General features: G+C 60.7%; 24 protein-coding genes. 11 read left to right on the forward strand and 13 right to left on the reverse strand.

Annotation, left to right across the window (positions count from 1 at the left end; all coding sequences use genetic code 11):
- Positions 1-15 precede the first annotated feature (15 nt).
- From METAC_RS0120470 to METAC_RS0120480, 3 genes are all read left to right on the forward strand, one after another.
- Positions 16-894: a F0F1 ATP synthase subunit gamma gene (locus tag METAC_RS0120470; RefSeq protein ID WP_026608451.1), complete on the forward strand. Its 879-nt coding sequence runs from the start codon at positions 16-18 to the stop codon at positions 892-894.
- A gap of 27 nt (positions 895-921) precedes the next feature.
- The gene (atpD, locus tag METAC_RS0120475; RefSeq protein WP_026608452.1) at positions 922-2,373 is read left to right on the forward strand and encodes a F0F1 ATP synthase subunit beta; all 1,452 of its coding nucleotides are present in this window, start codon (positions 922-924) and stop codon (positions 2,371-2,373) included.
- Positions 2,374-2,449: 76 nt separating this feature from the next.
- Entirely contained in the window at positions 2,450-2,851 is a 402-nt protein-coding gene (locus tag METAC_RS0120480) for a F0F1 ATP synthase subunit epsilon (RefSeq protein WP_026608453.1), read from the forward strand.
- Positions 2,852-2,926: 75 nt separating this feature from the next.
- Here METAC_RS0120480 and METAC_RS26645 read toward each other — a convergent pair whose 3' ends face one another.
- The 3 genes from METAC_RS26645 to METAC_RS0120495 all read right to left on the reverse strand — a co-directional run bounded on the left by METAC_RS26645 (position 2,927) and on the right by METAC_RS0120495 (position 4,578).
- Complete coding sequence (locus METAC_RS26645) at positions 2,927-3,091, reverse strand: hypothetical protein (RefSeq protein ID WP_156898293.1); 165 nt, start codon at positions 3,089-3,091, stop codon at positions 2,927-2,929.
- Between the two features lie 176 nt (positions 3,092-3,267).
- A complete protein-coding gene (locus tag METAC_RS0120490) occupies positions 3,268-3,465 on the reverse strand; it encodes a hypothetical protein (RefSeq protein WP_026608454.1) in 198 nt (65 codons plus the stop codon).
- A gap of 111 nt (positions 3,466-3,576) precedes the next feature.
- Positions 3,577-4,578, reverse strand: coding sequence for an adenosine kinase (locus METAC_RS0120495; RefSeq protein WP_026608455.1), 1,002 nt, complete (start codon positions 4,576-4,578; stop codon positions 3,577-3,579).
- Positions 4,579-5,120: 542 nt separating this feature from the next.
- On the opposite strand from METAC_RS0120495, the gene METAC_RS26060 reads away from it, so the two are divergent.
- The 4 genes from METAC_RS26060 to METAC_RS0120525 all read left to right on the forward strand — a co-directional run bounded on the left by METAC_RS26060 (position 5,121) and on the right by METAC_RS0120525 (position 8,107).
- Positions 5,121-5,887, forward strand: a protein-coding gene (locus METAC_RS26060; RefSeq protein WP_245257393.1) for an IS5 family transposase whose coding sequence is annotated in 2 segments (ribosomal slippage) — positions 5,121-5,433 and positions 5,433-5,887 — 768 coding nt in all. Because the reading frame shifts where the segments join, the coding sequence is not laid out codon by codon here.
- Positions 5,888-5,977: 90 nt separating this feature from the next.
- A complete protein-coding gene (locus METAC_RS26650) occupies positions 5,978-6,151 on the forward strand; it encodes a hypothetical protein (protein ID WP_156898294.1) in 174 nt (57 codons plus the stop codon).
- A 119-nt stretch (positions 6,152-6,270) separates the two neighbouring features.
- Positions 6,271-7,155, forward strand: a complete 885-nt coding sequence (locus METAC_RS0120520) for an abortive infection family protein (protein WP_026608456.1) — start codon at positions 6,271-6,273, stop codon at positions 7,153-7,155.
- A 55-nt stretch (positions 7,156-7,210) separates the two neighbouring features.
- The gene (locus METAC_RS0120525) at positions 7,211-8,107 is read left to right on the forward strand and encodes a tyrosine-type recombinase/integrase (protein WP_245257533.1); all 897 of its coding nucleotides are present in this window, start codon (positions 7,211-7,213) and stop codon (positions 8,105-8,107) included.
- 93 nt (positions 8,108-8,200) lie between these two features.
- On the opposite strand, the gene METAC_RS26065 is transcribed toward METAC_RS0120525, so the two are convergent.
- From METAC_RS26065 to METAC_RS0120545, 4 genes are all read right to left on the reverse strand, one after another.
- Positions 8,201-8,419, reverse strand: coding sequence for a hypothetical protein (locus METAC_RS26065; RefSeq protein WP_084143836.1), 219 nt, complete (start codon positions 8,417-8,419; stop codon positions 8,201-8,203).
- Between the two features lie 291 nt (positions 8,420-8,710).
- Positions 8,711-9,451 carry an ABC transporter permease gene (locus tag METAC_RS0120535; protein ID WP_084144071.1) on the reverse strand — a complete coding sequence of 247 codons (741 nt, stop codon included), beginning with the start codon at positions 9,449-9,451 and terminating at the stop codon, positions 8,711-8,713.
- Between the two features lie 47 nt (positions 9,452-9,498).
- Positions 9,499-10,275 (reverse strand): ABC transporter ATP-binding protein, encoded by a 777-nt coding sequence (locus METAC_RS0120540; RefSeq protein ID WP_036255758.1) that lies wholly within the window; start codon positions 10,273-10,275, stop codon positions 9,499-9,501.
- A 34-nt stretch (positions 10,276-10,309) separates the two neighbouring features.
- Positions 10,310-11,308 carry an ABC transporter substrate-binding protein gene (locus METAC_RS0120545; RefSeq protein ID WP_026608461.1) on the reverse strand — a complete coding sequence of 333 codons (999 nt, stop codon included), beginning with the start codon at positions 11,306-11,308 and terminating at the stop codon, positions 10,310-10,312.
- Positions 11,309-11,604: 296 nt separating this feature from the next.
- On the opposite strand from METAC_RS0120545, the gene METAC_RS24755 reads away from it, so the two are divergent.
- The gene (locus tag METAC_RS24755) at positions 11,605-13,401 is read left to right on the forward strand and encodes an ATP-binding protein (protein ID WP_051335731.1); all 1,797 of its coding nucleotides are present in this window, start codon (positions 11,605-11,607) and stop codon (positions 13,399-13,401) included.
- A 45-nt stretch (positions 13,402-13,446) separates the two neighbouring features.
- On the opposite strand, the gene METAC_RS0120555 is transcribed toward METAC_RS24755, so the two are convergent.
- Together METAC_RS0120555 and METAC_RS0120560 are read right to left on the reverse strand one after the other, a co-directional pair.
- Complete coding sequence (locus METAC_RS0120555) at positions 13,447-14,097, reverse strand: response regulator (RefSeq protein WP_026608462.1); 651 nt, start codon at positions 14,095-14,097, stop codon at positions 13,447-13,449.
- Positions 14,097-15,497, reverse strand: a complete 1,401-nt coding sequence (locus METAC_RS0120560) for a sensor histidine kinase (protein WP_026608463.1) — start codon at positions 15,495-15,497, stop codon at positions 14,097-14,099. The genes METAC_RS0120555 and METAC_RS0120560 overlap by 1 nt, the downstream gene beginning before the upstream one ends.
- Before the next feature lie 238 nt (positions 15,498-15,735).
- Here METAC_RS0120560 and METAC_RS0120565 point away from each other — a divergent pair, with 238 nt between their 5' ends.
- From METAC_RS0120565 to METAC_RS0120575, 3 genes are all read left to right on the forward strand, one after another.
- The gene (locus METAC_RS0120565; protein WP_198017256.1) at positions 15,736-16,176 is read left to right on the forward strand and encodes an SRPBCC family protein; all 441 of its coding nucleotides are present in this window, start codon (positions 15,736-15,738) and stop codon (positions 16,174-16,176) included.
- Between the two features lie 107 nt (positions 16,177-16,283).
- On the forward strand, positions 16,284-16,859 hold the full coding sequence (locus tag METAC_RS0120570) for a DUF3280 domain-containing protein (protein WP_084143840.1): 576 nt from the start codon (positions 16,284-16,286) through the stop codon (positions 16,857-16,859).
- Positions 16,860-16,958: 99 nt separating this feature from the next.
- Positions 16,959-17,768, forward strand: a complete 810-nt coding sequence (locus METAC_RS0120575) for a creatininase family protein (RefSeq protein WP_026608466.1) — start codon at positions 16,959-16,961, stop codon at positions 17,766-17,768.
- 182 nt (positions 17,769-17,950) lie between these two features.
- Here the strand turns inward: METAC_RS0120575 and METAC_RS0120580 are convergent, their stop codons facing one another.
- The 4 genes from METAC_RS0120580 to METAC_RS0120595 form a co-directional block, all read right to left on the reverse strand.
- A complete protein-coding gene (locus tag METAC_RS0120580; protein WP_026608467.1) occupies positions 17,951-19,075 on the reverse strand; it encodes a sigma-54-dependent Fis family transcriptional regulator in 1,125 nt (374 codons plus the stop codon).
- Positions 19,076-19,283: 208 nt separating this feature from the next.
- Complete coding sequence (locus METAC_RS0120585) at positions 19,284-20,774, reverse strand: porin family protein (RefSeq protein WP_051335894.1); 1,491 nt, start codon at positions 20,772-20,774, stop codon at positions 19,284-19,286.
- 644 nt (positions 20,775-21,418) lie between these two features.
- Positions 21,419-21,904, reverse strand: a complete 486-nt coding sequence (locus tag METAC_RS0120590) for a GNAT family N-acetyltransferase (protein ID WP_245257534.1) — start codon at positions 21,902-21,904, stop codon at positions 21,419-21,421.
- Positions 21,889-23,475 (reverse strand): OpgD/OpgG family glucan biosynthesis protein, encoded by a 1,587-nt coding sequence (locus tag METAC_RS0120595; protein WP_026608470.1) that lies wholly within the window; start codon positions 23,473-23,475, stop codon positions 21,889-21,891. The genes METAC_RS0120590 and METAC_RS0120595 overlap by 16 nt, the downstream gene beginning before the upstream one ends.
- Between the last annotated feature and the right edge of the window lie 231 nt (positions 23,476-23,706).

Consider the following 23,706-nt stretch of genomic DNA (forward strand, 5'->3'; position numbering starts at 1 on the left):
TAGAGTGGACAGACCATGCCCTCGTTGAAGGACCTGCGCAACCGGATCGCCTCCGTCAAGGCGACGCAGAAGATCACCAAGGCCATGCAAATGGTCGCGGCGGCGAAACTGCGGCGCGCGCAAAACGCGGCCGAGGCCGCGCGCCCCTATGCCGAGCTGATGGACAAGGTCTTGGCGAGCCTCGCCTCCAAGATCGGCGATGGCTCGCCGGCGCCGGCGCTCCTCGCCGGGACCGGCAGGGACAATGTCCATCTTTTGGTCGTCTGCACGGCGGAACGCGGGCTTTGCGGCGCGTTCAACTCCTCGATCGCGCGGCTCGCGCGCGACGCCGCGATCTCGCTCGCGGGGCAGGGCAAGACGGTCAAGATCCTCTGCGTCGGCAAGAAGGGCAATGATCTTCTCCGCCGGCAGTTCGAGCGGCAGATCATCGAGGTCGTCGATCTTCGCGGCGTTCGCTCGCTCGGCTTCGACAACGCCGACGCCATCGGGCGCAAGATCGTCTCCATGTTCGAGGCTGGCGAGTTCGATGTCTGCACCCTATTCTTCTCGCGTTTCAGATCGGTCATCGCCCAAATCCCGACGGCGCAGCAGCTGATTCCGCTCGCGCTTGGCGGCGCAGCCAATGGCGCGGCGCCTCAGGCCGTCTATGACTACGAGCCGGACGAGGAAGAGATTCTCGCGACCCTTCTGCCGCGCAACATCTCGATCCAGGTCCTGCGGGCCTTGCTGGAAAACGCAGCGTCCGAGCAGGGCGCGCGCATGAGCGCGATGGACAACGCCTCGCGCAACGCCGGCGAAATGATCAAAAAGCAAACGATGAAATACAACCGCTCGCGCCAGGCGATGATCACCAAGGAACTGATCGAGATCATCTCCGGCGCCGAAGCGCTTTGAGCATTAAAGACATCAAGAGGACGAACCATGGCTGACGCCGCACCCAATACGCCCACAGGCTACGTCACGCAGGTCATCGGCGCCGTCGTCGACGTGAAGTTCGAGGGCCATCTGCCGGAAATCCTCAATGCGCTCGAAACCGATAACGGGGGCAACCGTCTCGTCCTCGAGGTCGCGCAGCACCTAGGCGAAAACTCGGTCCGGTGTCTCGCGATGGACGTTTCCGAGGGCCTTACGCGCGGACAGGCGGTGACGGATACTGGCGCGCCGATCACGGTGCCGGTCGGCGAGGCATGCCTCGGCCGCATCATGAATGTGATCGGCGAACCGGTTGATGAGGCCGGCCCCATCACGACCCCAGACCATCGTGGAATTCATCAGCCGGCACCCTCTTATGCGGAGCAGGCGACGGAAGCGCAAATCCTCGTGACCGGCATCAAGGTCGTCGATCTTCTCGCCCCCTACGCGAAGGGTGGAAAGGTCGGCCTGTTCGGCGGCGCAGGCGTTGGCAAGACGGTGTTGATCATGGAGCTGATCAACAATATCGCCAAGGCTCATGGCGGCTATTCGGTTTTCGCAGGCGTCGGCGAGCGCACGCGCGAAGGCAATGACCTTTATCACGAAATGATCGAATCCAAGGTGAACCTGGATCCGCGCGAACATAGCGGTTCTGCGGCGGGCTCGAAATGCGCCTTGATATATGGCCAGATGAGCGAGCCTCCGGGGGCTCGCGCCCGAGTCGCCCTGACCGGCCTGACAGTCGCCGAGGATTTCCGCGACAAAGGCCAGGACGTGTTGTTCTTCGTCGACAATATTTTCCGCTTCACTCAGGCGGGCTCGGAAATGTCGGCGCTGCTCGGCCGCATTCCTTCGGCGGTCGGGTATCAACCGACTCTTGCGACGGACATGGGCGCGCTTCAAGAACGCATCACCACCACGACCAAGGGCTCGATCACTTCGGTGCAGGCCATTTACGTGCCCGCCGACGATTTGACCGATCCGGCGCCCGCCACCTCCTTCGCCCATCTGGACGCGACGACCGTTCTGTCGCGCACCATCGCGGAAAAGGGCATTTATCCGGCGGTCGATCCGCTCGACTCGACCTCGCGCATGCTGTCGCCGCTGATCGTCGGCGATGAGCATTACGCCGTCGCGCGCCAGGTTCAGCAGCTGTTGCAGCGCTACAAGGGCTTGCAGGACATTATCGCCATTCTCGGCATGGATGAATTGTCGGAAGAAGATAAGCTGACGGTCGCCCGCGCCCGCAAGATCGAGCGCTTCCTGTCGCAGCCGTTCCATGTCGCCGAGGTCTTCACCGGCTCTCCCGGCAAGCTCGTCTCCCTCGCCGACACGATCAAGGGCTTCAAGGGCCTCGTCGATGGCGCCTATGATCATCTGCCGGAGGCGGCCTTCTACATGGTCGGCTCCATCGACGAGGCGATCGAGAAGGCCCAACGCCTCGCGGCCGAAGCCGCCTAAGAGCTTTTGGCCCTATGTCCTCGAGTCGCTTCATATGGTGCGACTCGAGGCGTGAATTTACATTCAAGGATGCGACATGGCGGCTTTTCACTTCGAACTCGTTTCGCCCGAAAAACTCGTCTTTTCCGGTGACGTCGACTCCGTGGTCGTCGCTGGCGTCGAGGGCGAGTTCACGGTTCTCAAGGATCATGCGCCTTTGATGTCCACCTTGAAGCCGGGCGTCGTCGAGATCAGCGCCGCGCCGGCGACCAAGCTCCGCTATTTCGTGCGCGGCGGCTTTGCCGATGTCGCGCCGGGCGGTTTCACGATCCTCGCCGAGCGTGCGATTCCGCTCGACGAATTTGACGCCACGAGGCTCGCCGCCGACGTCAAGGATGCGGAAGAAGACGTCGCCGATGCGAAATCCGACGAGGCGCGCCGGCTCGCGACGGAAAAGCGCGACCAATTGCTCGAGCTGAAAGCCGCGCTCAAGATTTAGAAGTCTTGGGCTTCCGGGAAAAAGCGCAAATTCCCTCGGCTGGGCGTCTCACGGTTTGGTCGAATTGTCCCCGCGTTAGTTCAGCAAAGGCTTGCCATAAGCGGGCGTGAAGGCGGCATCCGCTCCGATGATCGCAGGGGGCGAGGGGTGGCGTATCGCCATGCAGGTGGCGATCACGCTCGTCACGGCCAGTCCGACGACGATTAATCCCGCCAGCAAAATTTTAGATGTTTTTTTCATGGCTGCGCTCCGCGTGGCTCGAAATCGATCGCCTCTCCCCCGTCCGGCTCCGAAATTCGGGTAAGCCGATCCTGTTTCGATCACTAATCGAAACAGGATCTCAGCGGGGTTTGGTTGAGTCCAAGATCTTCTAAAGATCTATCGTTCGACGCTTTCGCGATTCGTCCGGGCCGCGATCAGGCCGTGTCGCCGACGTGGCCATTGCCTTCGGGCGCCGCGTAGGACGCGGTGTCGACATGGCCATTGCCTTCTGGCGCGGCATATGAAGCCGTGTCGCCGACATGGCCGTTGCCCTCGGGCGCCGCGTAAGTGGCGAAAGCGGGCGCAGCCAAGACCAGCGCAGCGCCAAAAAGCGTGATTTTCAGAATTTTCATCGTCTTTCTCCTCAGGACTGTCCGCCTCGCGGTTTTCGCAGGCGGCGTGCTTCTGAAGTAGGACGATGCCGGGACTGGTCTTGTGGGATTTCACACCCCTTGAAAAGCTCCTTACAGCGTGACCCCGCTTTGCGCGGCGAGCTGCGCCAGATCGGCTTGGGGCCGCGCGCCAATGTGCTGAATGACCTCGGCCGCCGCGAGCGCGCCGAGCCTGGCGCAGATCGCGAGATCCTTGTCCTTGGCTAGTCCCGCGAGGAATCCAGCCGCGAATAAGTCGCCGGCGCCGGTCGTGTCGACGACCGCCTCAACCGGCGCGGCGGGGGCCGTCAGGATCTCGTCGCCTGTCACGACGACGGAGCCTTTTTCCGAGCGGGTCACAACGCCGAGGATTTTTTCCGCGCGGAGCTGTCCGAGCGCCGTGTCAAAATCGGCGGTCTGATAGAGCGAGTGGAGTTCGCTTTCATTCGCGAAGAGAATCTGAACCGAACCCGACCGAATGAGCCCGATGAATTCGTCGCGATAGCGATCGACGCAAAAGGAATCGGACAAAGACAAAGCCACCTTGCGCCCAGCGCCGCGCGCGATTTTCGCGGCTTTGACAAAAGCCGCCTTGGCCTCCGGCGGGTCCCATAAATAGCCTTCGAGATAGATGAAGCGAGCGTCCTTCACCCGCTCTTCATCGACGTCGCTCTCGGTCAGATTCTGGCTCGCGCCGAGAAACGTGTTCATGGTGCGTTGGCCGTCAGGCGTAACGAGAACTAGGCACCGCGCGCTCGCTGGGCCATCAAATGAAAAATTGGTGGAGAAATCGACTTTGGCGGCGCGGATGTCATGCGCGAAAAGGCCGCCGAGTTCATCGTCTTTGAGCTTGCCGATGAAAGCGGCGCGGCAGCCGAGGCCCGCCATGCCGATGATCGTATTGGCGGCCGAGCCTCCGGAAATGACGGTCGCCTGCCCCATGGCCCTGTAGAGTTCTTCGGCGCGGGCCTCGTCGATCAGCGCCATCCCGCCTTTGTTCAGGCCTTGGGCGGCGAGGAAGTCATCGTCGGTCCGGCTGATCACATCGACAATCGCATTGCCGAGGCCAAGAATGTCGAAGCGGCTTGCTCTCATGAAAACTCTCAAAAAAAGGGCCGGGCGATCGTTTGGCTCGACGGACGGAAGCGGTTGGATCGCCGCGCGAACGCGGCGGCGCTTCATAGCGCAGTCTGACGCGCCGCGCCATATCGGCGTCGAGGAAGCAGCTCGGCTGTCTTGGATCGGGCGAGTCCTAGACAGTCGAATCGAAATGAACGGGAGCCGAGTTGCGCCATCGGAAGACATAACGGGCCGGTCCCACGTGCATAATTTAAGAATGATGCTCAAAGAAGATAGCATTGACTTCAAAAAGCTTTTTTGGTGCAAAACTCAGGTGCAATGGATACTGCTGCTTGGCTTCTCTCCCGTACCGATATAATTTCGGAAAATCAAAATCATCATCGAGCCCTGCGCCCTGCCGGAAGACGCTTTGTCCTGCGTTTGGAATTTGATAGTGTAAATCTCAGGATCAAAAGGATTCGTTCGACCTAGGTCCCGTTGACAAATAGGATTCCCATTAGGGTAAGGTTCTGATTCAAGGTCGCTTTCGGAAGGAGGCGGGCTTGATTCGGGGATTGATGTCGGATGAGGAATGGGCGTGTTTCGAGCCGTTCGTGACGGTTCGCGGCGCGCATAGCGGGCGACGGCCGAAGGACCACCGCCTCGTTCTCGATGGGATTTTCTGGATTGCCCGCACCGGCGCGCAATGGCGGGACCTGCACGAGCATTTCGGCAAATGGTCGTCGGTCTATCGGCAGTTCCGGCGCTGGACTCTCAGTGGGCTGTGGGAGCTCCTTCTGGAAGCCCTGAATGAAACCGAGGGCGTTGGCGAGACCGTCCAGATGATCGACTCGACCATCATCCGGGCGCATCACTGCGCCGCCGGCGCTAAAGGGGGACTCCGCGTCAGGGTCTTGGCCGCTCGAGAGGTGGCTTCACGACAAAGATTCACCTCCGCACGAACGGCGAAGGACTGCCGATAGCCGCAAAGATCACCGCAGGCGAGGTCTCGGATTATTCGGGCTTCGCCCCCTTGATGGAAGCGGAAGGACCTGAGGCCAAAGTCCTGCTCGCCGATCGTGGTTATGATTCCGATCATATTCGCGAAACGCTGGAGAAAACAGGCGCTGCGGCCATCATTCCGACGCGCCGAAACCGCAAGATCCAAATCCAGATCGACAGTCACATCTATGCCTTGCGCAACCGCGTCGAGCGTTGCTTCAACAAGCTCAAAAACTCTCGGCGCCTCGCAACCCGCTACGACAAAACCGCAGCCAGCTATCTCGGGTTCGTCCAAATCGCCGCGATCAGGATCTGGATGCGCATATTTGTCAACAGGACCTAGCGTCGACGAACGCGGCGCAAGAGCCGCATCACCGACCCGCCCACAAGGCGGGTTTTTTATTGTCCGCACCATGCGAGTCGCCACGCCGGCATGTTGAACAACATCCGGGACTGGACGAGCTGCGTGGTCGGGCTCGTTTCCCTTTATCTCACCTTGAAGGGCCGCAGCCCTCGCCGCCGGCGTTGCCGGCGCGAGCGCTTTCGCTCGTTCAAAGGGTTCGGGATCGAGTGGACGAGCTTCGACCGCGACGACCGCCAATCCTAAAGCCGCGCCCTCCCCGCAGGGCTAAGCCTTCTTGAAAAGCGCTTTGCGGGACGAGGATTGCGCATGGGCCATTACTATATGATAATGTCTTTTATCACATACGTTAAAAGTGATTCGCCATGTCTGGCTTTTCGCCTTTTGTCATCAAGGCTCTCGTTGATGTCATCACCGGCGGGGCGGGCAACGACTCGACGCCGCCAGTCGGGGTCTATCGTTCAGGCCCGAAGATCGAACAGTTTTTCCTCGACTGTGGTCTCGACATGCGCATCGGCGCGACTTCGCGCGTACCAGCAACCACAGAATTCCTGCGGCAAGTCGCGCGCGGAGAAAACGGGGATGCAGTCTTGACCCGAGTTTTGCACCGGGTTGCTGATCCTCACGATTATTTGGCCGAACCGGAGAAGGCTCACGCCGTCGTCGAACATCTCAATAGGGCTCTTGAGGCGGATGGCTTCGCTCTGACGATTGTAGGAGGCAAGTCTCAGCTCGTCACGCGGCAAGCGTCAGGAGCCATTGTGGCCGCGATCATTGAAAAGACGACGCTGCTCGATTTCGATACGGTACAGCGCGATATCGCCCGGGCACAGCAGGGGTTGACCGATGATCCCGAGGACACAGTAACGGCGGCCTGTTCGCTGATCGAGTCCGTCTGCCGTTCGATTTTGATCGAACTGAATCTGCCCCTACCTCCGAAGAAAGATATTGATGGGCTGATTCGCGCCGTCCAAGAGCCATTGGGCTTGTCGCCCGGCAAAACCGATCTTCCTTCCGACATAGAAGCGGACGTTCGTCAGGTTCTCAGCGGCCTGACATCTGTCGCCAAGGGTATAGGCGCGCTGCGCACTCATGCCGGTGACGCGCATGGCCGTGAAAAGGGATTTAGGCGACTTGATGCTCGCATTGCCCGTTTGTCAGTCAACGCCGCTGGTTCCCTCGCATTGTTTCTGATCGAGACTTGGGAGCACCGCCAGAAGCGAGCATTGCCTTTGCGCGAGGTTGCATGAACCAGCTTGCCGCCTTCACCGACCGTGTGTCCCCGTCCTCATCGCCGCCGACGGTGTGCGCGCCTCCTACCGCTTCTTTGAATTCTTCACCGCCAACATCCGCAACCCGAATACGCGCCGCGCCTATGCGCGCGCGGCGGTCGAATTCCTCGACTGGCTTCAGGCGAAGGGCGTGACGCGGCTCGCGGCCATCGAGAGCGCGCATGTCGCCGCCTATGTCGAAGAGCTGCAAAGGGCGCGATCCGCGCCGACCGCGAAATTGCGCCTGGCGGCCTTGCGTCATTTGTTCGATTGGATGGTGATCGGCCAGATCATGCCGGTCAATCCCGCCGCCGCCGTGCGCGGGCCGCGCCATATCGTGCGGCGCGGCAAGACGTCGGTGCTCGATCCGGCCGAGGCGTGCCAGCTCATCGACGCGATCGACGCCTCGACCGTCATAGGCCTCCGCGACCGCGCGCTCATCGGGCTCATGGTCTATTCCTTCGCTCGCATCGGTGCGGCGATCGGCATGCGCGTCGAAGACGCATACCCGCAGAACCGGCGGCTCTGGGTGCGGCTGCACGAAAAGGGCGGCAAAGAGCACGCCATGCCGTGCCATCACAATTTAGAGGCCTACCTGCATGAATATCTCGACGGCGCGGGCCTCGCAGCCGATCCGAAGGCGCTCTTGTTCCAGAGCTACAGCCGGGCGACCGGCCAGCTGACCGGCAATCCCCTGCCCCAAGCGAACGCCTATGCGATGATCCAGAGACGCGCCAAGGCCGCAGGCGTCACGACGCGCGTTGGCAATCACACGTTCCGGGCGACGGGCGTCACCGCCTATCTCAAGAACGGCGGCACGCTCGAACGCGCCGCGCAGATGGCGAACCATGCAAGCACGCGCACGACGCAGCTCTATGACCGCCGCGCGGAAGAAGTCACGCTCGACGAGGTGGAAAGGATTTTGATTTGAGAGCTGAATCGGGCGATTGCGGAGGCTCACCACGCATCAAAAGTGCGTCGCACTTTTGAGATTATCGACGATCCCGACGTGTGTTCGGAGCAACTAAACCGGCCGCCAGTGATCAGGATTCTTCTTGTTATTCAAATGGCGGACGCGGGCCACATGCGGCTTATGGCCGTTTTGTTTTGCCCAATCGATCGCCTCTTTTTGGGTCTTGAAAGTGGCAAGGACATGATCCGCGTGGTCTTCAACGACATAATCAGTGATTGCACTTCCTTCTGGCCTACCCTTAGGGCGAGCCTCCACATAAACAGTCGTCATCGCCAATCCTTTAAAATTGAATCATAAAAATGTAGGGCCTCTCGATAGAGAGTGAACCCGCGTCTGGGAATTTTCAAGCGCAGCAAGGAGCGGCGTCCAAACCAAGGTTCCATATTGCCGCGTTATGCGAATGCGCGCCGTTAACTTTCGGTTGCGAAGCCGCGTAATGTTTTCAACTCCGGTCGTCGATAGCCGTGAGCGGACATGCTGCATCGGGGGCAGAAGACGACATTCAAACCACCCCCGCGACGGTCGCCGAAGATCGGTTCCTTGCGGCGCGGCTTGGGCCGCCTACCGCTCCGGCCCGAGCGCGCTCTCATGCCAGCGGCCGAGGAGCCAGGCCGACAGCGCCGAAAGCGCCGCGAAAATCGCGATTCCGGCGAGCGAGATCAGGGCGAGCCCCGCGAACATGCGCGGGATGTTCAGCCGGTAGCCTGCCTCCATGATCCGGAAGGCGAGCCCCGCGCCTTGGCCCGCGGCGCCGGCGGCGAGCTCGGCGACGATCGCGCCGATGAGCGCGAGGCCGCCGCCGATCCGCAAGCCCCCGAGGAAATAGGGCAGGGCCGAGGGCAGGCGCAAAAGCAGGAGCGTCCGCCATCGCGAGGCGCGATAAAGCTCGAACAGATCGACGAGGTTTCGATCGGCCGAGGCGAGTCCGAGCGCCGTGTTCGACAGGATGGGAAAAAAAGCGGCCAGAAAGGCGCAGACGAGCACCGCCGTCGCGGGTTCGAGATAGATCAGGAGCAGAGGCGCGATGGCGACAATCGGCGTGACCTGGAGGACGACCGCGACGGGCAGGAAGGACCGCTCGATCCATTTCCATTGCGCGAAAAGAAGCGCGAGCCCGACGCCGCCGAGCACGGCGGCGGCGAGCGCGGCGAAGGTGACCTTCAGCGTTTCAAACAGCGCCGGCAGGAGGATCGCGCGGTCGGCCGCCAGAGTCTCGAGAACGAGAATAGGCGACGGCAGGATATAGGGCGGCACGTCGTCGAGGCGGACGAAGGCTTCCCAGCCGGCGAGAAGGGCGAGCATGACGAGCGCCGGCGGGCCATAGCGCAGAGCCCATTGTGGCGCGGGCGTCAAAGATCTTCTCCATGAACGGCGTCCCGCAACGCCCCGGCGGCGCGCTTGCAGGTTGCGGCATAGGCCGCGCTCACGCGATAGGCCTCGTCGCGCGCGGCCGCGTTGTCGACGCCGATCTCAGCGGTGATCCGGCCGGGCCGCGCGGCCATCACTACGATGCGGCTGGAAAGATAGGCGCTCTCATAGACCGAATGGGTGACGAAGACGATGGTCGCCCCGAGCTCTTCTTGCAGCCGCAGCAGATCGTCGTTGAGGCGAAAGCGGGCGATCTCGTCGAGCGCGGCGAAGGGCTCGTCCATCAGCAAGAGCAAGGGGCGCAGCACGAGCGCGCGCGCGATGGAGACGCGCATGCGCATGCCGCCGGAAAGCTCGCGCGGATAAGCGGCGGCGAAATCGGCGAGCCCGACAAGGCTAAGCGCCTCCTCGACGGAGGGAGCGGCCGTCCGCCGGCTCTGGCCCTGAAGGCGCAACGGAAGGAAGACATTGTCGAAGGCGCTCGCCCAGGGCATGAGCGTCGGCTCCTGAAATACGAAGCCGATCTCCGCGCCGAGATTGTCGAAGGCGCGGGTCAGGACGCCGCCGGATGGCGCGTCGAGGCCGGCGATCAGCCGCAGGATCGTCGATTTGCCGCAGCCCGAAGGGCCGAGCAGCGTCAGGAATTCGCCGGCGCGAATGTCGAGATCGACGCCTTCGAGCGCGCGCGTTCCATTGGCGTAGGTCTTGCCGATCCCGCGCAGGGCGACGAGCGTTTGCGGTCTTGTCATCTCCAGCATGGCAGGATCGCCTCGCCGGTTGCGAGCGCCAATCTCACGGGCGCGGCCGCAGTTCGAGGCCGACGCCCTTGTTCACGAATTGCAGCGTGTAGGCCCGCTTGTAGTCGAGGTCGGGCTTGAAAAGGCCGGCCGCGGCCATCTTGGCGAAGAAGCTCTGCATTCGCGCGTCGGCCATGGCGCCGACGCCATGCTCGAGCGAATCGCCCGAGTCGACAATGCCATAGTCTTTCAGCTTGGCGACCGAATAGGCCAGCTGCCCTTCGGTAATGTCCGGGTTGTCGCGCCGGATGAGCGCATTGGCCTTCGTGTTGTCGCCGTAGATGTAATTATACCAGCCGATGATGGAGGCATCGACGAAGCGACGCACGAGATCCGGGTTCTTCTCGATCAGGTCGCGCCGCGCCTCGATTGTGGTCGAATAGGAATCATAGCCGTAGTCGGCGAGAAGGAAGACATTGGGCTTGAACTTGCCCTGACGCTCCACCTCATAGGGCTCGGAGGTGGCGTAGCCCTCCTCGATCGAGCCCTTGTCCGCGATGAAGGGGCCGGAATTGAAACTATAGGGCTTGATGTTCTCTTCCTTAAACCCGTAGGCCGTCCTCAGCCATTGATAGACCGAGACGATCGCGTCGCGGCCGACAAAGGCCCTCGCCTTCGGCAGGTCCTCGAACCGGTCGAGGCCGGCGCCGGGATGGGACATGAAGATGAACGGGTCCTTCTGGAACATGGATGCGACGACGACGATCGGCACATCCCGCGCTGCGGCGTCAAAAGCCTGGATCATGTTGGCGCCGAGATTGAACTCGATCTTGCCCGCGGCGAGCAGAAGCTTGTTGTTGGTCTGCGGGCCGCCTTGCAGGATCGTGACGTCGAGCCCGAATTTTTCATAAGTGCCGTCGGCCAGCGCCTGATAAAAGCCGCCATGCTCGGCCTCGGCGAGCCAATTGGTCGCGAAAGTCACCTTGTCGAGGGCGACGGCAGGCGAGGCGACGATGGCGAGCGCCGCGAAGAAAAGGGCGATGCTGGGTTTCAACGAAAATCCCTCAACGGGCTGAATTTCTTGTGCCTGGGTTGGCTCGAACTATAGCAGGCTTCTCAGAAGAAGGGGGAAGTTTCGGGATGCGTAAAGTGCACTATAGCGGGTTGGGGCAAAGACTCGGCCATGTCCCTACTTTTTGCCCGTCTCCTTGTGTCCTATCCAGCGGTCTGCGATTCAAGACGCCGGCGTTTAACAAAGAAAAATTTCCAATTGGACGCGCGCTCCACTCGGTCGATTCTACGGGCCTGTACTTCTTATGAATATTGATCTATTAATCAGAAAGAATTGCAATGAATACTTTAACAAGCCCTTTTTCAATTGAGATATTTCCATCGAATGGGAAGCGCTACAAGTCGATTAGCAACTTGTCGTGGGAGAACATTCCTAGTTTTGCGATCCTAACCGGCAAGAATGGCTCAGGCAAAACGCAACTGCTTGAGGTGCTCGCCCATCTATTCAGTGGGACCGTTCCGCCCAATCTACCCCATCTGCCGTTAGAGGTGCGCGTCACAGGTGTCATCTATAGTCCGGATGAAATCGGATATGTGCCAAGCGCCGGACGTTTTTCTGGAGGCACGCCTACTTCGCTTGCGAACATAGCTTCCTACCGTCAACAGGCTTTACAGCAGGCGGCTCAAATTTCTAGCTACAGGCATGACATCGCGTCGACGGTTCGCGCGCAAAAGATAAACAAGCTTCTTGCCAGATCCGCCGTCGGTCCGACAAATGCGAATATGACATCCACTACGAACTCTGACAACTTTGAGTTCGCGATCAGTGATATTGATATCACCACTGGCCTATGCCAGCTATTCGTGGCTCATCGGATCAAGATTCTCGAGAGTCTGGAGCGTAACGAGCCGGGCATTGGACCTGACGGCAAGCCGCTTGGCCCCCCTCCATGGCAAGTTGTAAATGAATCGTTGACGGCGGCGGGCTTTCCTTATGAGATGATCTCGCCCGAACGTACGCCACTCCTAAGCAATTACGAACTCCGCCTAAAGGATCGGAAGACTGGCGATGAAATTGGCGCTATCGATCTTTCATCAGGCGAGAAGGTGTTGCTCCAGCTTGTACTTTGGTTGTTTACTGCTGGAAGAGAAGGGCTTTTTCCTAAACTGTTGTTGCTCGATGAACCTGACGCGCATCTGCACCCATCGATGACTACGCAGTTTCTCGATGTGATCTCGGAAGTTCTTGTAAATAAATATGGCGTACGAGTGATCATGACCACCCATTCGCCATCGACCGTTGCGCTCGCCCCAGCTGGTTCGGTCTTTCAGCTCGAGCGAGGAGCGACCTCGATCGCCAAGGTCGAAGTCCGCGCAGACATTGTGTCGGTACTGACTGCTGGTTTGGTCACCGTCTCGCGAGCAACGAAATTCTGTTTTGTCGAGGACGAAGCGGATGTTGAGTTCTACGAAACAATTCGTGACATTTTGGTTGATTATGGACCCAGTCAAGATCCAATGGCGCTTCAGCCTTCCCCATCGATCGCCTTTATTCCTGTGTCCGTTGGAGCAGGAACGACGAAGGTGGCAGGTGGATCAACAGTTGTTACAAAGTGGGTTAATAAGTTGGATACTGATCCACTCGACCGGACTTTCTTTGGGATCATTGACCGTGATATCTCCAATTTATCCTCCGGGCGTGTCTACGCGATCGGCCGCTACAGCTTTGAAAATTATCTCCTTGATCCGCTCGTGCTCTTTGCGCTTTTGCTTGAAGAACGCAAGGCACCAACTATACCGGGTGTAACAATTAGTTCGGGAGACGAGCATCTTTTACGTTTACAGAAACAACCGGACTTGCAGGCAATCGCGGACAAGATCTGCGATGTGATGGTAGCCAAACAGCCGAGCCTCGCAACGACTGAGACAACAACTGTCACCTACAGTATCGGATTGAGCGTCCAAATACCAAAATGGGTTGTCGATCATCGTGGCCACGACCTATTGCCCATCGCCCAAGACGCCTTCGGCGGACAACGCATCGTCAACCGGCTCAGACTGCAGAAAGCCATGAGGCGCTGTAGGCTCGTTCCAAAAGAGCTAGCGGGCCTGCTTACTACCATTCAGATGGCGTAGATACAGCTACTTATTTGGCGAGGGCATCGATTACACATCTTGACCTCATCCCGCCGGCGGCGGCGCGACGAGGCCCTCGCGCAGGCCGAGATAGAGAAGCTCAATGTCGGAGCGCACCCCGAGCTTCTGCTTGATGAGCGAATGATAGTTCGCCACCGTCTTTGGGCTCAAGTTGAGCGCCGTCGCGATCTCGGCCGGGGGGCTCGCGTCGAGCAGCAGGCGCAAGATCTCGAATTCGCGGGGCGACAGGGCGTTCAGCGCCGAAGCGTCGCCGTCGAGCCGGCGCAGGGCGAGTTCCTGGCTGACGTCCGGCGAGATCGCCTTGCGTCCGGCGAAAACATCGCGGATCGCCTCCGCCAGCAACAGCGGATTGCTGCTCTTGGTGATGTAGCCTCTCGCGCCGGCCTGGAAGGCGTGCATCGCGTAGATCGCGTCGGCATGCATGGTGAAGACGACGATCCGCGCTGAGGCGTCCCAGGCGCGGATCTGCCCGATGAGGTCTATGCCGCCGCGCCCCGGCATGGAGACGTCGACGACTGCGACGTCCGGCTGAACCTCCTTATAGAGCCGATAGGCGGTTTTGCTGTCGGTTGCCTCCGCCGCGACCTCTATGCCCGCCTGTTTCTCCAGAAGGCGACGATAGCCTTGCAACACGATGGCGTGATCGTCGACGAGGATGACTTTGATCGGCGCCATCACGCGTCTCCTTGCGCGGCGGCGATCGGAAGCGTTACGGCGAGCCTGGCGCCGCCTGACGCGCCGCCGCAAAACTCCATGCGGCCCTTGAAGATCGCGACCCTTTCGCTGATCCCTGCGAGGCCTGATCCAACCCCGACTCTATCGTCCGGGGCGAGGCCTCGTCCGTCATCCTCGACGGTCAGCCGAACGGCGCCCTTGGTCGATGGATCTGGCTCGTCCGCAAGCCGCTCGAGAGTGAGATCGACATTGCGGGCGCTTGCATGCCTCGCGGCGTTGGTCACGCCTTCCTGCGCGATGCGAAAAAGGGTGATGGCCAAGGCGTCGGGCAAATCATGTAAATCGCCACGATCCGTAAAGGCGAAGCGGGTCGTCGTCCCCAAGCGGCCGTTCCAGCCGGCGACGAGATCTCTGAGGCTCGCGACGAGGCCGAGTTCGTCGACAATGGCCGGGCGCAGTCTCGCCATCGTGTTGCGCAGCTCGTTCATCATCTTCATGGCGATCTGCGACAGGCTTGCGGCCTCCGGCATCAGCTCCGGGCATACGGCTTTAGCGGTCGCCCCGACGGAACCGGCGATCGCGTTGATCGCCGCCAGATTTTGCCCGAATTCATCATGGAGCTCGCGGGCCAAGTGGCGGCGCTCCTCCTCCTGAGCGACGGCGAGGCGGCGCGCGAGCTCCTCCCGTTCGGCCATGGCCGCTTCGAGGCGCGCGGCCATGCGATTGATCACATCGCCGATCCGCTGCAACTCTACGAGCGGGACTTGCGGAAGCCTGTAGGACAAGTCGCCGGCGCCGAGCCGATCTATGCCCGCCTGCATGGCCAGGGTCGGCCGCAAGGCGCGATCGATGGCGAAATAGACGACGACGCTCAGGAGCGCGATCGAGCCGACCGTCACCGACATGATCCGCCGCGTTTCGCTCCAGGCGCGCGTCTCGCCAAGCATGGGGTCGAGCGAGACTTCCACGGTCGCCGCAACGCCGCCGCGAGGTTCGATTGCTCGCCTCAGTGGGCCTAGGGGTGCGAAAAGCGTGCGGTAGAGCGTCGAGAACCACCGTGGCGTGGCGGCGTCGGAAGCGCCTACGCCGAGGCAGGTGGCATAGACTTGCTGGCGGTCGGCGTTCTCGAAGCGGATGCAAGATCCTTCGTCGATCAGCCTGTCCGCTATGAAGCTCCAATCCGGCAATCTTTCATCGCGATCAAATCCGGTTTGGAAGCTGATCGGCTGCAAACCGAGCTTGCCGGCGATAAGCTCCATCTTCGTCTCGAGGCCGTGGCTGAGCTCCATCCGCGTCTCCATGATGACGAATGTCGCGGCGGCCACGGCGCAAGCGAGCGCGCCCAGCGCAACCCTAAGCATGACGAAAACCTTGAGGTTGAGCAGACGGGCGGTCCTCATTGCGAGCCTCGAGCGCGGCGATTTTTTTAAAAAGGAGGAACATCGGCGTCGAGAAAGGTCGCAGCTTCCCGATTGCGGGTAAAGCATGTGCAAGGAGGGTCGGGAAATTTTCCCAAGTCCTGCCGGGACCGCATCCGATGCAGGCTCGGCGGTCGGCCCCTATTCTTTATCGGATCGAGGCGCCTTCGCTTTGATTTTCGTCGCTCGACCCGGCCACGCATAAGGCGATCCAATGCGCATGAAGCAACCCATCACGAAGAAGTTGAGCGCGCCCGCAGAGAAAGTTTGGGAGGCGATCAGCCGGATCGGACGGCTGGAGGTGTGGTTTCCTATCATCGCGACATGCGCCGTGGAAGGAGACGGCATAGGCGCTCGTCGGAGGATGACGACGCAAGACGGGGGTGAGATAACAGACATTATAGAAGAGATAGATCCGGCGAAAAGGCGACTCACTTATCTGCGAGCGACATCGCCATTTCCCGTGACATTTTATCGAGGAACGGTTGAAGTCTTCGATTCGTTTGACTTGCAGGCGGTCGTGGCCTGGACCATCGACTTCGAGTCCGCTCCTCAAGACGCCGCCGCTGTCGCCGAATTGGTGAAGGGAGCGATCGGCTCCGGTCTCGACGGGATGGAAAGGGACCTGCAGGCGGAGGCGGCCTCCCTAGAAAGGGGCTGAGGCGGGAGGCCAAGATTTTCGCGTGCTCACGCTTCGATCGGCGCGCGCGTCGCGCCACGCTGTCGACGCCCCTATCCACATATTCTTTGGCGCTTTAGGATCAAATCATGAAAACTCATCCATCGGCGGCGCCTCGTTGGAGTTGGCGGCTCATTGGAGCGGGCGCGCTCCTTGCCGCGTCGCTTGCGCCTCTCGCGGCGTCGCCCGAGCCGCAGCCGCGAATTAAGCTCGCGGTCTTCGACGTCGAGCTCGATGATTTCTCGGCGGGCGGTCCGCTCGCGGGCGAAAGTCCGAAAGAGACCGAGATGCTGCGCCACGCCACTGCGCTCGCGCGCGAGCGGCTTGCGCAATCCGGCCTTTTCGAGACCGTCGATGGGAGCGCTTCGACCAATGAAATGGTCAAATCGCACTGGCTGCGAAAGTGCAACGCATGCGAGGCGGCGATCGCGCGCGACCTCGGCGCGGACATGTCGTTCCTCGCCTTTTTTCGCAAGGTGAGCGTGATGGAGCAATATCTGGAATTTCGCATCCGGGACGCACGGACCGGCGAGCTCATGAATGTCTCGAAGACGGATCTGCGCGGCGAAACCGAGGAGTCGTGGAGCAGGGCTATGACCTGGCTGATCCGATATCAGTTGGTGGAGCCTGAACTCGCGCGGCGCAATCGCGAGCCGTCGCGCTGAGGGCGAGCCCGAGATGGATATGAACGCCGATGCAATCGGTGTTATAGCGCCGTCGGCGCCAGATAGTGGATCTTCCACGCTGCCACGAAGGATGACGCCATGCCGCCCACACGATTCTGGGCCGAGATGACCTGGACGGATTTCCAGGATGAGGACATGGCCAATGTCATCGCCGTCCTGCCCGTCGCCGCGATCGAGCAGCATGGGCCGCATTTGCCGCTCGGCGTCGATACATTCATCATGGAAGGCTATATCGCCAAGGTGATCGAGCGCCTGCCGGACGATCTGCGGGTCCTGTTCTTGCCCGTCCAGACCTGCGGCTGCTCGATCGAGCATCGGGATTTTCCAGGCGCGCTCAGCCTGTCGGCGAAGACGACCCTCCGCGTTTGGACGGAGCTTGGCGAATGCGTCCATCGCGCCGGCTGCCGCAAGCTCGTTTTGCTCAATTCGCATGGCGGCAATAGCGCCATCCTCAGCATTATCGCGCATGATCTTCGCGCCAGGCTCGGCATGCTCGTCGTGACGGCGTCCTGGAGTCGGTTCGGCGCGCCGGACGGGCTTTTTCCTGCGAAGGAGCTAACCCATGGCATTCATGCCGGCGACGTAGAGACCTCATTGATGCTCAGCTTCCGGCCCGACTTGGTGCGCCGCGACCGGGCGGAGAGTTTCGCCTCCGAAAGCCTGGCGATCGAGGGCGAGTTCAACTGGCTTCGCGCCGGCAGGCCGACGGGCTTCGGCTGGATGTCGCAGGATCTGTCGGCCTCGGGCGCCATGGGAGACGCCGCTGCGGCCGACGCGGAAAAAGGCGAGGCCTGCGCCGATTATGGCGCGACTGCTTTCGTCGAGCTGCTTCAGGATATTGACGGATTCGACCTCACAAGGCTCAAGGACGGGCCGCTTCGAGAGTAAGGCTCGCCGGAGTCCTTCGGATATTCGATCCCGTAGTCTGATGGCGCATTCTTATCCCGAGAAAGGAAGGATGCGTTCTGGGCAGGCGCGCTGCTTTGGAAGCGGCGCCGAGAACTGCAATGGCGCAACTGAAGTTTTCTTGAGCAATATCGCCGCTTCCTTGGCCTCGCGACAATCTTTTGCTACAGCCGCCCCTCACTCGAGGCACGCTTATTCAGACGTCGATAGAGCGTGCTGCGGTGGACTCCAAGCCGACGCGCGGCCTCGCTAAAATTGCCTTCGCACGTATCTACCGTGGCCCTCATGGCGGCATGCGCGGCGTCCCGCAATTTATGCTCGGCGAGATGCGCCGAAGGTCCATGACAGCGATCCTGCCAATCCCAAGGACAATCGGTCGGTCGGGCGTGACAATCCAACGGCAGATTCATGATCCCGTAGTAGCTGCCGCCGTCGACGCCGATAAGTTTGGTCGGCTGAGACATGTTGTTTGGAGCGGTTTCGAACAATTCCTCGAATGTCGTCGCGTCCAGGGCGCTCCAATCTCGTTGCACGAACGACAAGCCGCGACGGTTGGCCGCGATGAGGCGTTGGCGGTCGTCAAAGACCAGCAGGCCTTCTCGGGTTGCGCCGATCACAGCGGGATCGGTATGGAAACGCAGGACCGTGTAATTGTGAAAAGCGCCGCCGTTGAAAAAACGGTGCTCGATCTGCTCTACGGAGAGACGGATGAGGCCAAGCGCGTGGAGATGCGTCATGCTCGAGTGCGCCGACAAGTCGAGCGCGCCGATGACGACGCCGCGCGGATCGACGATGGGCATAGCGGCGCATGTGAGAACTTGGTGGCTCTCGAAGAAATGCTCTTTGCCGTGTAAGGTGACCGGTCGGCGTTCCGCCAGCGCTGTTCCGATCGCGTTTGTGCCGGCGGAGGTTTCGCTCCAAAGGGCGCCTGGCCGCAATGCGACCTCCGCCGCCTGTCCTGCGAAGGAAACGTCGCCAATCGTGTCGAGAACTATGCCTTGCGCATTGGTGAGAATCACAATGGCGCTTGTATCCCGCGCCTCGCCGTTTAGCGCGTCAAGCTCCGGTCGACAAAGGCGCCTGAGCTGACTGTAGCGTTCCAGCAACGCGTTTAGCTCTTGCTTGTTCGGCAGCTCGATGCCGGGCAGCCGACTTTGATCGAGCCCGAATTCGACACATCGCAGCCAGGATCTTAAGATAAGCTGGTTAACCTCATCGACAGGCAATTCGCCGCGTTCAAAGAATTTGGCGCGGGTCTCTTGCGTAATTGAAGCAGCAACCTCGTGCATTTCGCGCCATCATTTTTGCATGTTCACAAGAATTTTTGGCGCCGAGGGTCGTCGCCTAAAACTATTATCAAGAATTCGACGGACGCCAACTTTCAACTACGCTAATTGTCGCAGGGTCATAGCTCGCCAATTGACGCATTATTCGCGGCGTTTGTCGGTTCATTCAACGTAAGGCAAGTTTTATGCCTTCCGCTTACTGTCCCGGGCGTCAGAAGGTGAAAGTCGTTCCTAGGACCAGAGCATCCGAGCTTATGCCTTCCCCGATCAAATTGTGCGAAACTGAGTGGATATATTCGCTCTGCAGCGTGACCCAATCGCTGAACTGGTATCGGACAAAGCCAATCGCGGAGGCGTTCGATGCGACAAGCGTTCCGTCGCCGTGATAGCGCGGGTAATCGATGGCGTTCGCGTGAAGATAGCTGACGCCGTAACTGCCGCCGATGGTCAGACGTTCGAACAGCGTGTAAGCGGCTTCGGCATAGAAGCCGGACGATGCGCGTCGCTCGCCATCGATGCTGACGCCGTCGAAATAGAGGGCCGTCGTGCCGAGGCCGACGCCATAATATCCATAGGCGACGAATGTTGCTGGCCCGAAGTCCAACCTTGCGCCGCCGTCGACTGCCCAAGCGCGCACGGCCGCGCCTCTCGGCAACAGCACAGCGTCGTCAGCCTCGACGCGATGTTGCTGCGTGAGCCCATCGGTCCAGGCCGTCAGCTTCACATCCGGCGCGAGCCGGCCGACATATTTCACGCGCGCCTGAAATCCCGGCTGATCATGCCCGGTCAATGTGCCGGAATAGGGCGCGGCGCCCCATGGCGACTCAAACGAGCCGGCGTTGTTGAACTCCTGGTAAGGCGAGAAGGCGCCGACCGAGAATGTGACACCGTAGAAGTTCGGCGAGGTGTAGGAGACCTGCGGAATCCAGTCGGCATAGACATATCCGAAGCCGATCCGGCCTAGGCTGGTGTTGGCGGGGCTCGCGTTTCCTGCGATAGTGCCGGTCCCGAAGAGCGTGAAGTCGTTGAGAATTGCGTCGGAACCGAACAGCCCGATGTCGCGGCCGATCTTGACCGTTCCGATATCTGGCGTTCCGATCGTTCCGAAGACTTGGCGCACGTCTGCGCCCGGCGTGCCCATCGCGACCGAGGTCCCCGAGCTGTTGCCGTTGAGAAGGCCGACGTTAACGTTGTTGCCGCCGGTGTAGAGGCCTAGAGTGAAGCCAATGTTATATCCAGACTGAACGGTGGCGATGTTCAGCACCAATGAGCTCGGGAGCAGGCCGGAGCGAATTGAAGCTGAGTTGTTTATGGTGCTTCCGCCGGAGAGCCCGCCGCCCACCGCGACATTCCCGCCTCTCTGCTTGAATTGTTCCGCGCCGAAAAAGACGAGCTGACCCTGAAGCCCAACGTCGACGTCTCCGATACGGACGCCGATCCCTTTGTCTGCGCGTGTGACGAAGCGGTCGTATGGCGCGGCGCTAGGCTTGTCGCCCTTCGACGCGGGGCCGTCGGACTTGGCGACGGCTTGCTGGACGGCGTGCTGGGCAAGTTCGGCGGCATGACGCCGCTTCAGCTCTTGATACTCGCTCTTCGTCAGAATTCCCTTCGTCCGAAGCTGGTCAAGCAGCCGCTCGGTCGTATCGCCGCGCGCCGGCGCGGGGTAGAAAAAGGCGATGGCGATGGCCGTTGCCGGGATCAAGCCAACCGTCTTCCGACGAGCGCGGCGGTCAATGAAGTCGCTCGACGGCTTTCTTGTGACGTCCGACCTTGCCGCGTCGCCACTTTGCATTGGCATGAGAGGGCTCCTTGGGAAAGCCCCGGCCGCGTGCAGAGCCCATGGCCGGGGAAGTGACAAGTGAGATGAAGTCCGCTCACCAACGACCCAGCGGCACGGGTCATCCCGGAAGGGGATGCAGCGGGCGGCCGCGCGACGCCTGTTTAGGCGGGCGTTGGTCGCATCGTTTCGGCGGAAAAGGCGGCTCGGAATGAGCGCCGTCGGGCGTGGGATCTGAACGATCGTCAGCCGGTGAGATAAATCCGCGACATCAACTGGTGCTCCCTGGGCTGCAAGCGTGAGCTCCGCCTTCCGCAATTGGAAGCATTAGCCGTGGTTGGATGTCCGGCATCAATTGGAAACGACAGGAAATATCTATCTAATGGGGAGTATCTGTAAAATAAGACATCAAACGTTTGAGTGTCTTGTGGCAGAGTGCGACATCTAGTTTTGGGTTGTCGCAAATTACAACAGCGCGGCAATATGTCTCATACTAAATAATGCTATATAGTGTCGCGGTTCTATTACTCAGAGTGGAATGAAGACGCAATACCGCTTTGCGCTTTGGCTCATCCTGTTCCAGACGCCAGCGCCTTCTCAAAGCGCAAGGCGGGAGCGCCGTCCTGATAGTAATCGTTGATCATCGCAAAGCCGCGATAGCCGTTCAGCTGGTAGAGCTTGATCGCGGGGGCGTTGTCTATGCGCACCTCGAGGCGTAGCGCCAGCGCGCCGCGCGCCTTCGCCACGCGTTCGCTCTCCGCGAGCAACAGGCGGCCGAGTCCGCAGCCATGCGCGCTGGGATCTAGAGCGAGCGAGAAGAGCCGCGCGCGCGTGGAGTTCCGGCGAAAGGACACGAGGCTGTAGCCGATGACGTGAGCGTCGCTTTCGAGCACGAGCAGGATCGCGGTCCCCGACGTGAGATAATAGCGCAAATTGCGGCGCGAAAGCTGGTCGCAATCGAAGACCGCGGCCTCGATCGCCAGAATGGCGGCGAGATCTTCGAGCCGCGCCGGCCGAATCCGAGGCGATGCGCTTGGGCCTATTCGGCGCGCCACGGAAAGGTCCAGGTCTCCGTCAAGGCGCGCGATCCGGTTCGCAGAAAGGCCCGAAGATCGGTCGATTGGCCGGGCTCCAACTGGACGTCTATGGCGGCGCGAAAGCCGTTGATATGGGGATTTGGCGCGAGGAAGGAGCGCAGGATCTTGCCTTGGCTTGTCGAGGGGACGACCTCCACCAGGGAAGGGTCGAGCGCGTAATAGGCGAGATCGCCGCCGGTGAAATCGATGATGAAGCGGCGCGAGCCGGGCGCGATCGGCTCGGACGAGCCGAGTGCGGCCGCGGTCGTCTGATAGGTGTTGAGCGCGCGCCCATTGGGCGAGAGCCTTGCAGAATCGATGGTCGCAGTCAGCCTATAGGCGTAACCGTAGGGCTTATTCGGCTCGGGCGCGTCCTTGGGCAGGAACGAGGCGACGATATTGTCGTTGGTCTCATGCTCGGTCGGAAGCTCGACGAGCTCGATCCTGCCCTCTCCCCAGCTTCCTCTCGGCTCGACGAAATAGCCGGGCCGCATCTCATAGGCGAGGTCGAGGTCCTGGTAATGCTCGAATTCGCGATCTCGTTGCAAGAGTCCGAACCCGCGAATATTCGGATCGAGAAAGGTCGAGACCTCCGGCTGCGGCGGGTTGCGCAGGGGCCTCCAGATCCATTCGCCGGTGACGGAATGGATCAAGAGCCCGTCGGAATCATGTAATTCAGGACGGAAATCCTCGTTGAATCGGTGGTCGTTCTCGCCGATGAAAAACATCGAGGTGAGCGGCGCGAGGCCGAATTTGACGTTCGGCTTGCGCGGAAACAGCGTCGCGGAGATTTCGGCGGCCGTATCGACGCCGGGGTAGAGGTCGAAGCGGAAGGCGCCGGTCGTAGCCTCGCTGTCGAGCAGCCCGTAAATCGTCGCCCGATCAGCGCCGGACTCGGGCGCGTCGATCCAGAATTCGCGAAAGAAAGGAAACTCCTCCGTCGTGGTCCCTGCGCCGATCGCCAGCGCGCGGGCGGACATGCCATAGCGCTGATCGCGGCCGAGCAGGCGGAAATAGCTCGCGCCGAGAAAGGCGATCACCTCGTCGAACACTTTCGGCGAGTTCAACGGATAATGGAGGCGAAAGCCGGCGAAGCCGAGATTGACCGGCAAGGGCTTGTCGAGCTTGGTGCGGCCGTAGTCGAAGAGGTTGGCGGAATAAGGGATCGGCGTCGGGATGCCGTCGCGGATCGTGTTGATCGTGACAGGGCGTCGGTAGAGATGGCCGAGATGAAATAATTGCAGGCGGAACCGGCTGCCGTTTCCGGCGAGAAAGGCCTTGTCCGGGCGAAACCGCAAATCCCGCCAGGCGTCGAAGTCGAGTCTGTTCAAACCGTCCGGGAGCGCCGGCGCGGCGGCCTCGAAACGGGCGGCGGCGAGGTCGCGAGCGCGGCGCACCACATCGTCGAAGTCGAATTTGGGCGTCGCTGGGTCGGGTGGCGGGGGCGTGAGTTTCGACGGCTGAGCCGATGCAGAGCCGAGGCTCGACGCCATGGCGCCGCCCGATGCGACAAGGCCTTGAACGAGCATGCGGCGGTTCAGGTCGATCATGAGCTTGCACAAGGAATGAGAGAGGAAGAGCGGGAGGCTATCGGCGTTATGGGTTTTTCGCGACGGAGGCAAGGCGCGGCGACTAGGCGGCGGCGATCATCGCCTTTCGGCTTCGTGTCGACTGAGTGAGCTTGCGCCGCCCGGGGGCTTGTCCGGGCTGTCGCAGCCTTTTACGCGCAAAAATCCACGGCGCTTTCTTTAAACGAGCTTCGACAACCAGAGCTTAAACGC

Origin of the sequence: Methylocapsa acidiphila B2, from assembly GCF_000427445.1 — a bacterium.
Classification (GTDB): domain Bacteria; phylum Pseudomonadota; class Alphaproteobacteria; order Rhizobiales; family Beijerinckiaceae; genus Methylocapsa; species Methylocapsa acidiphila.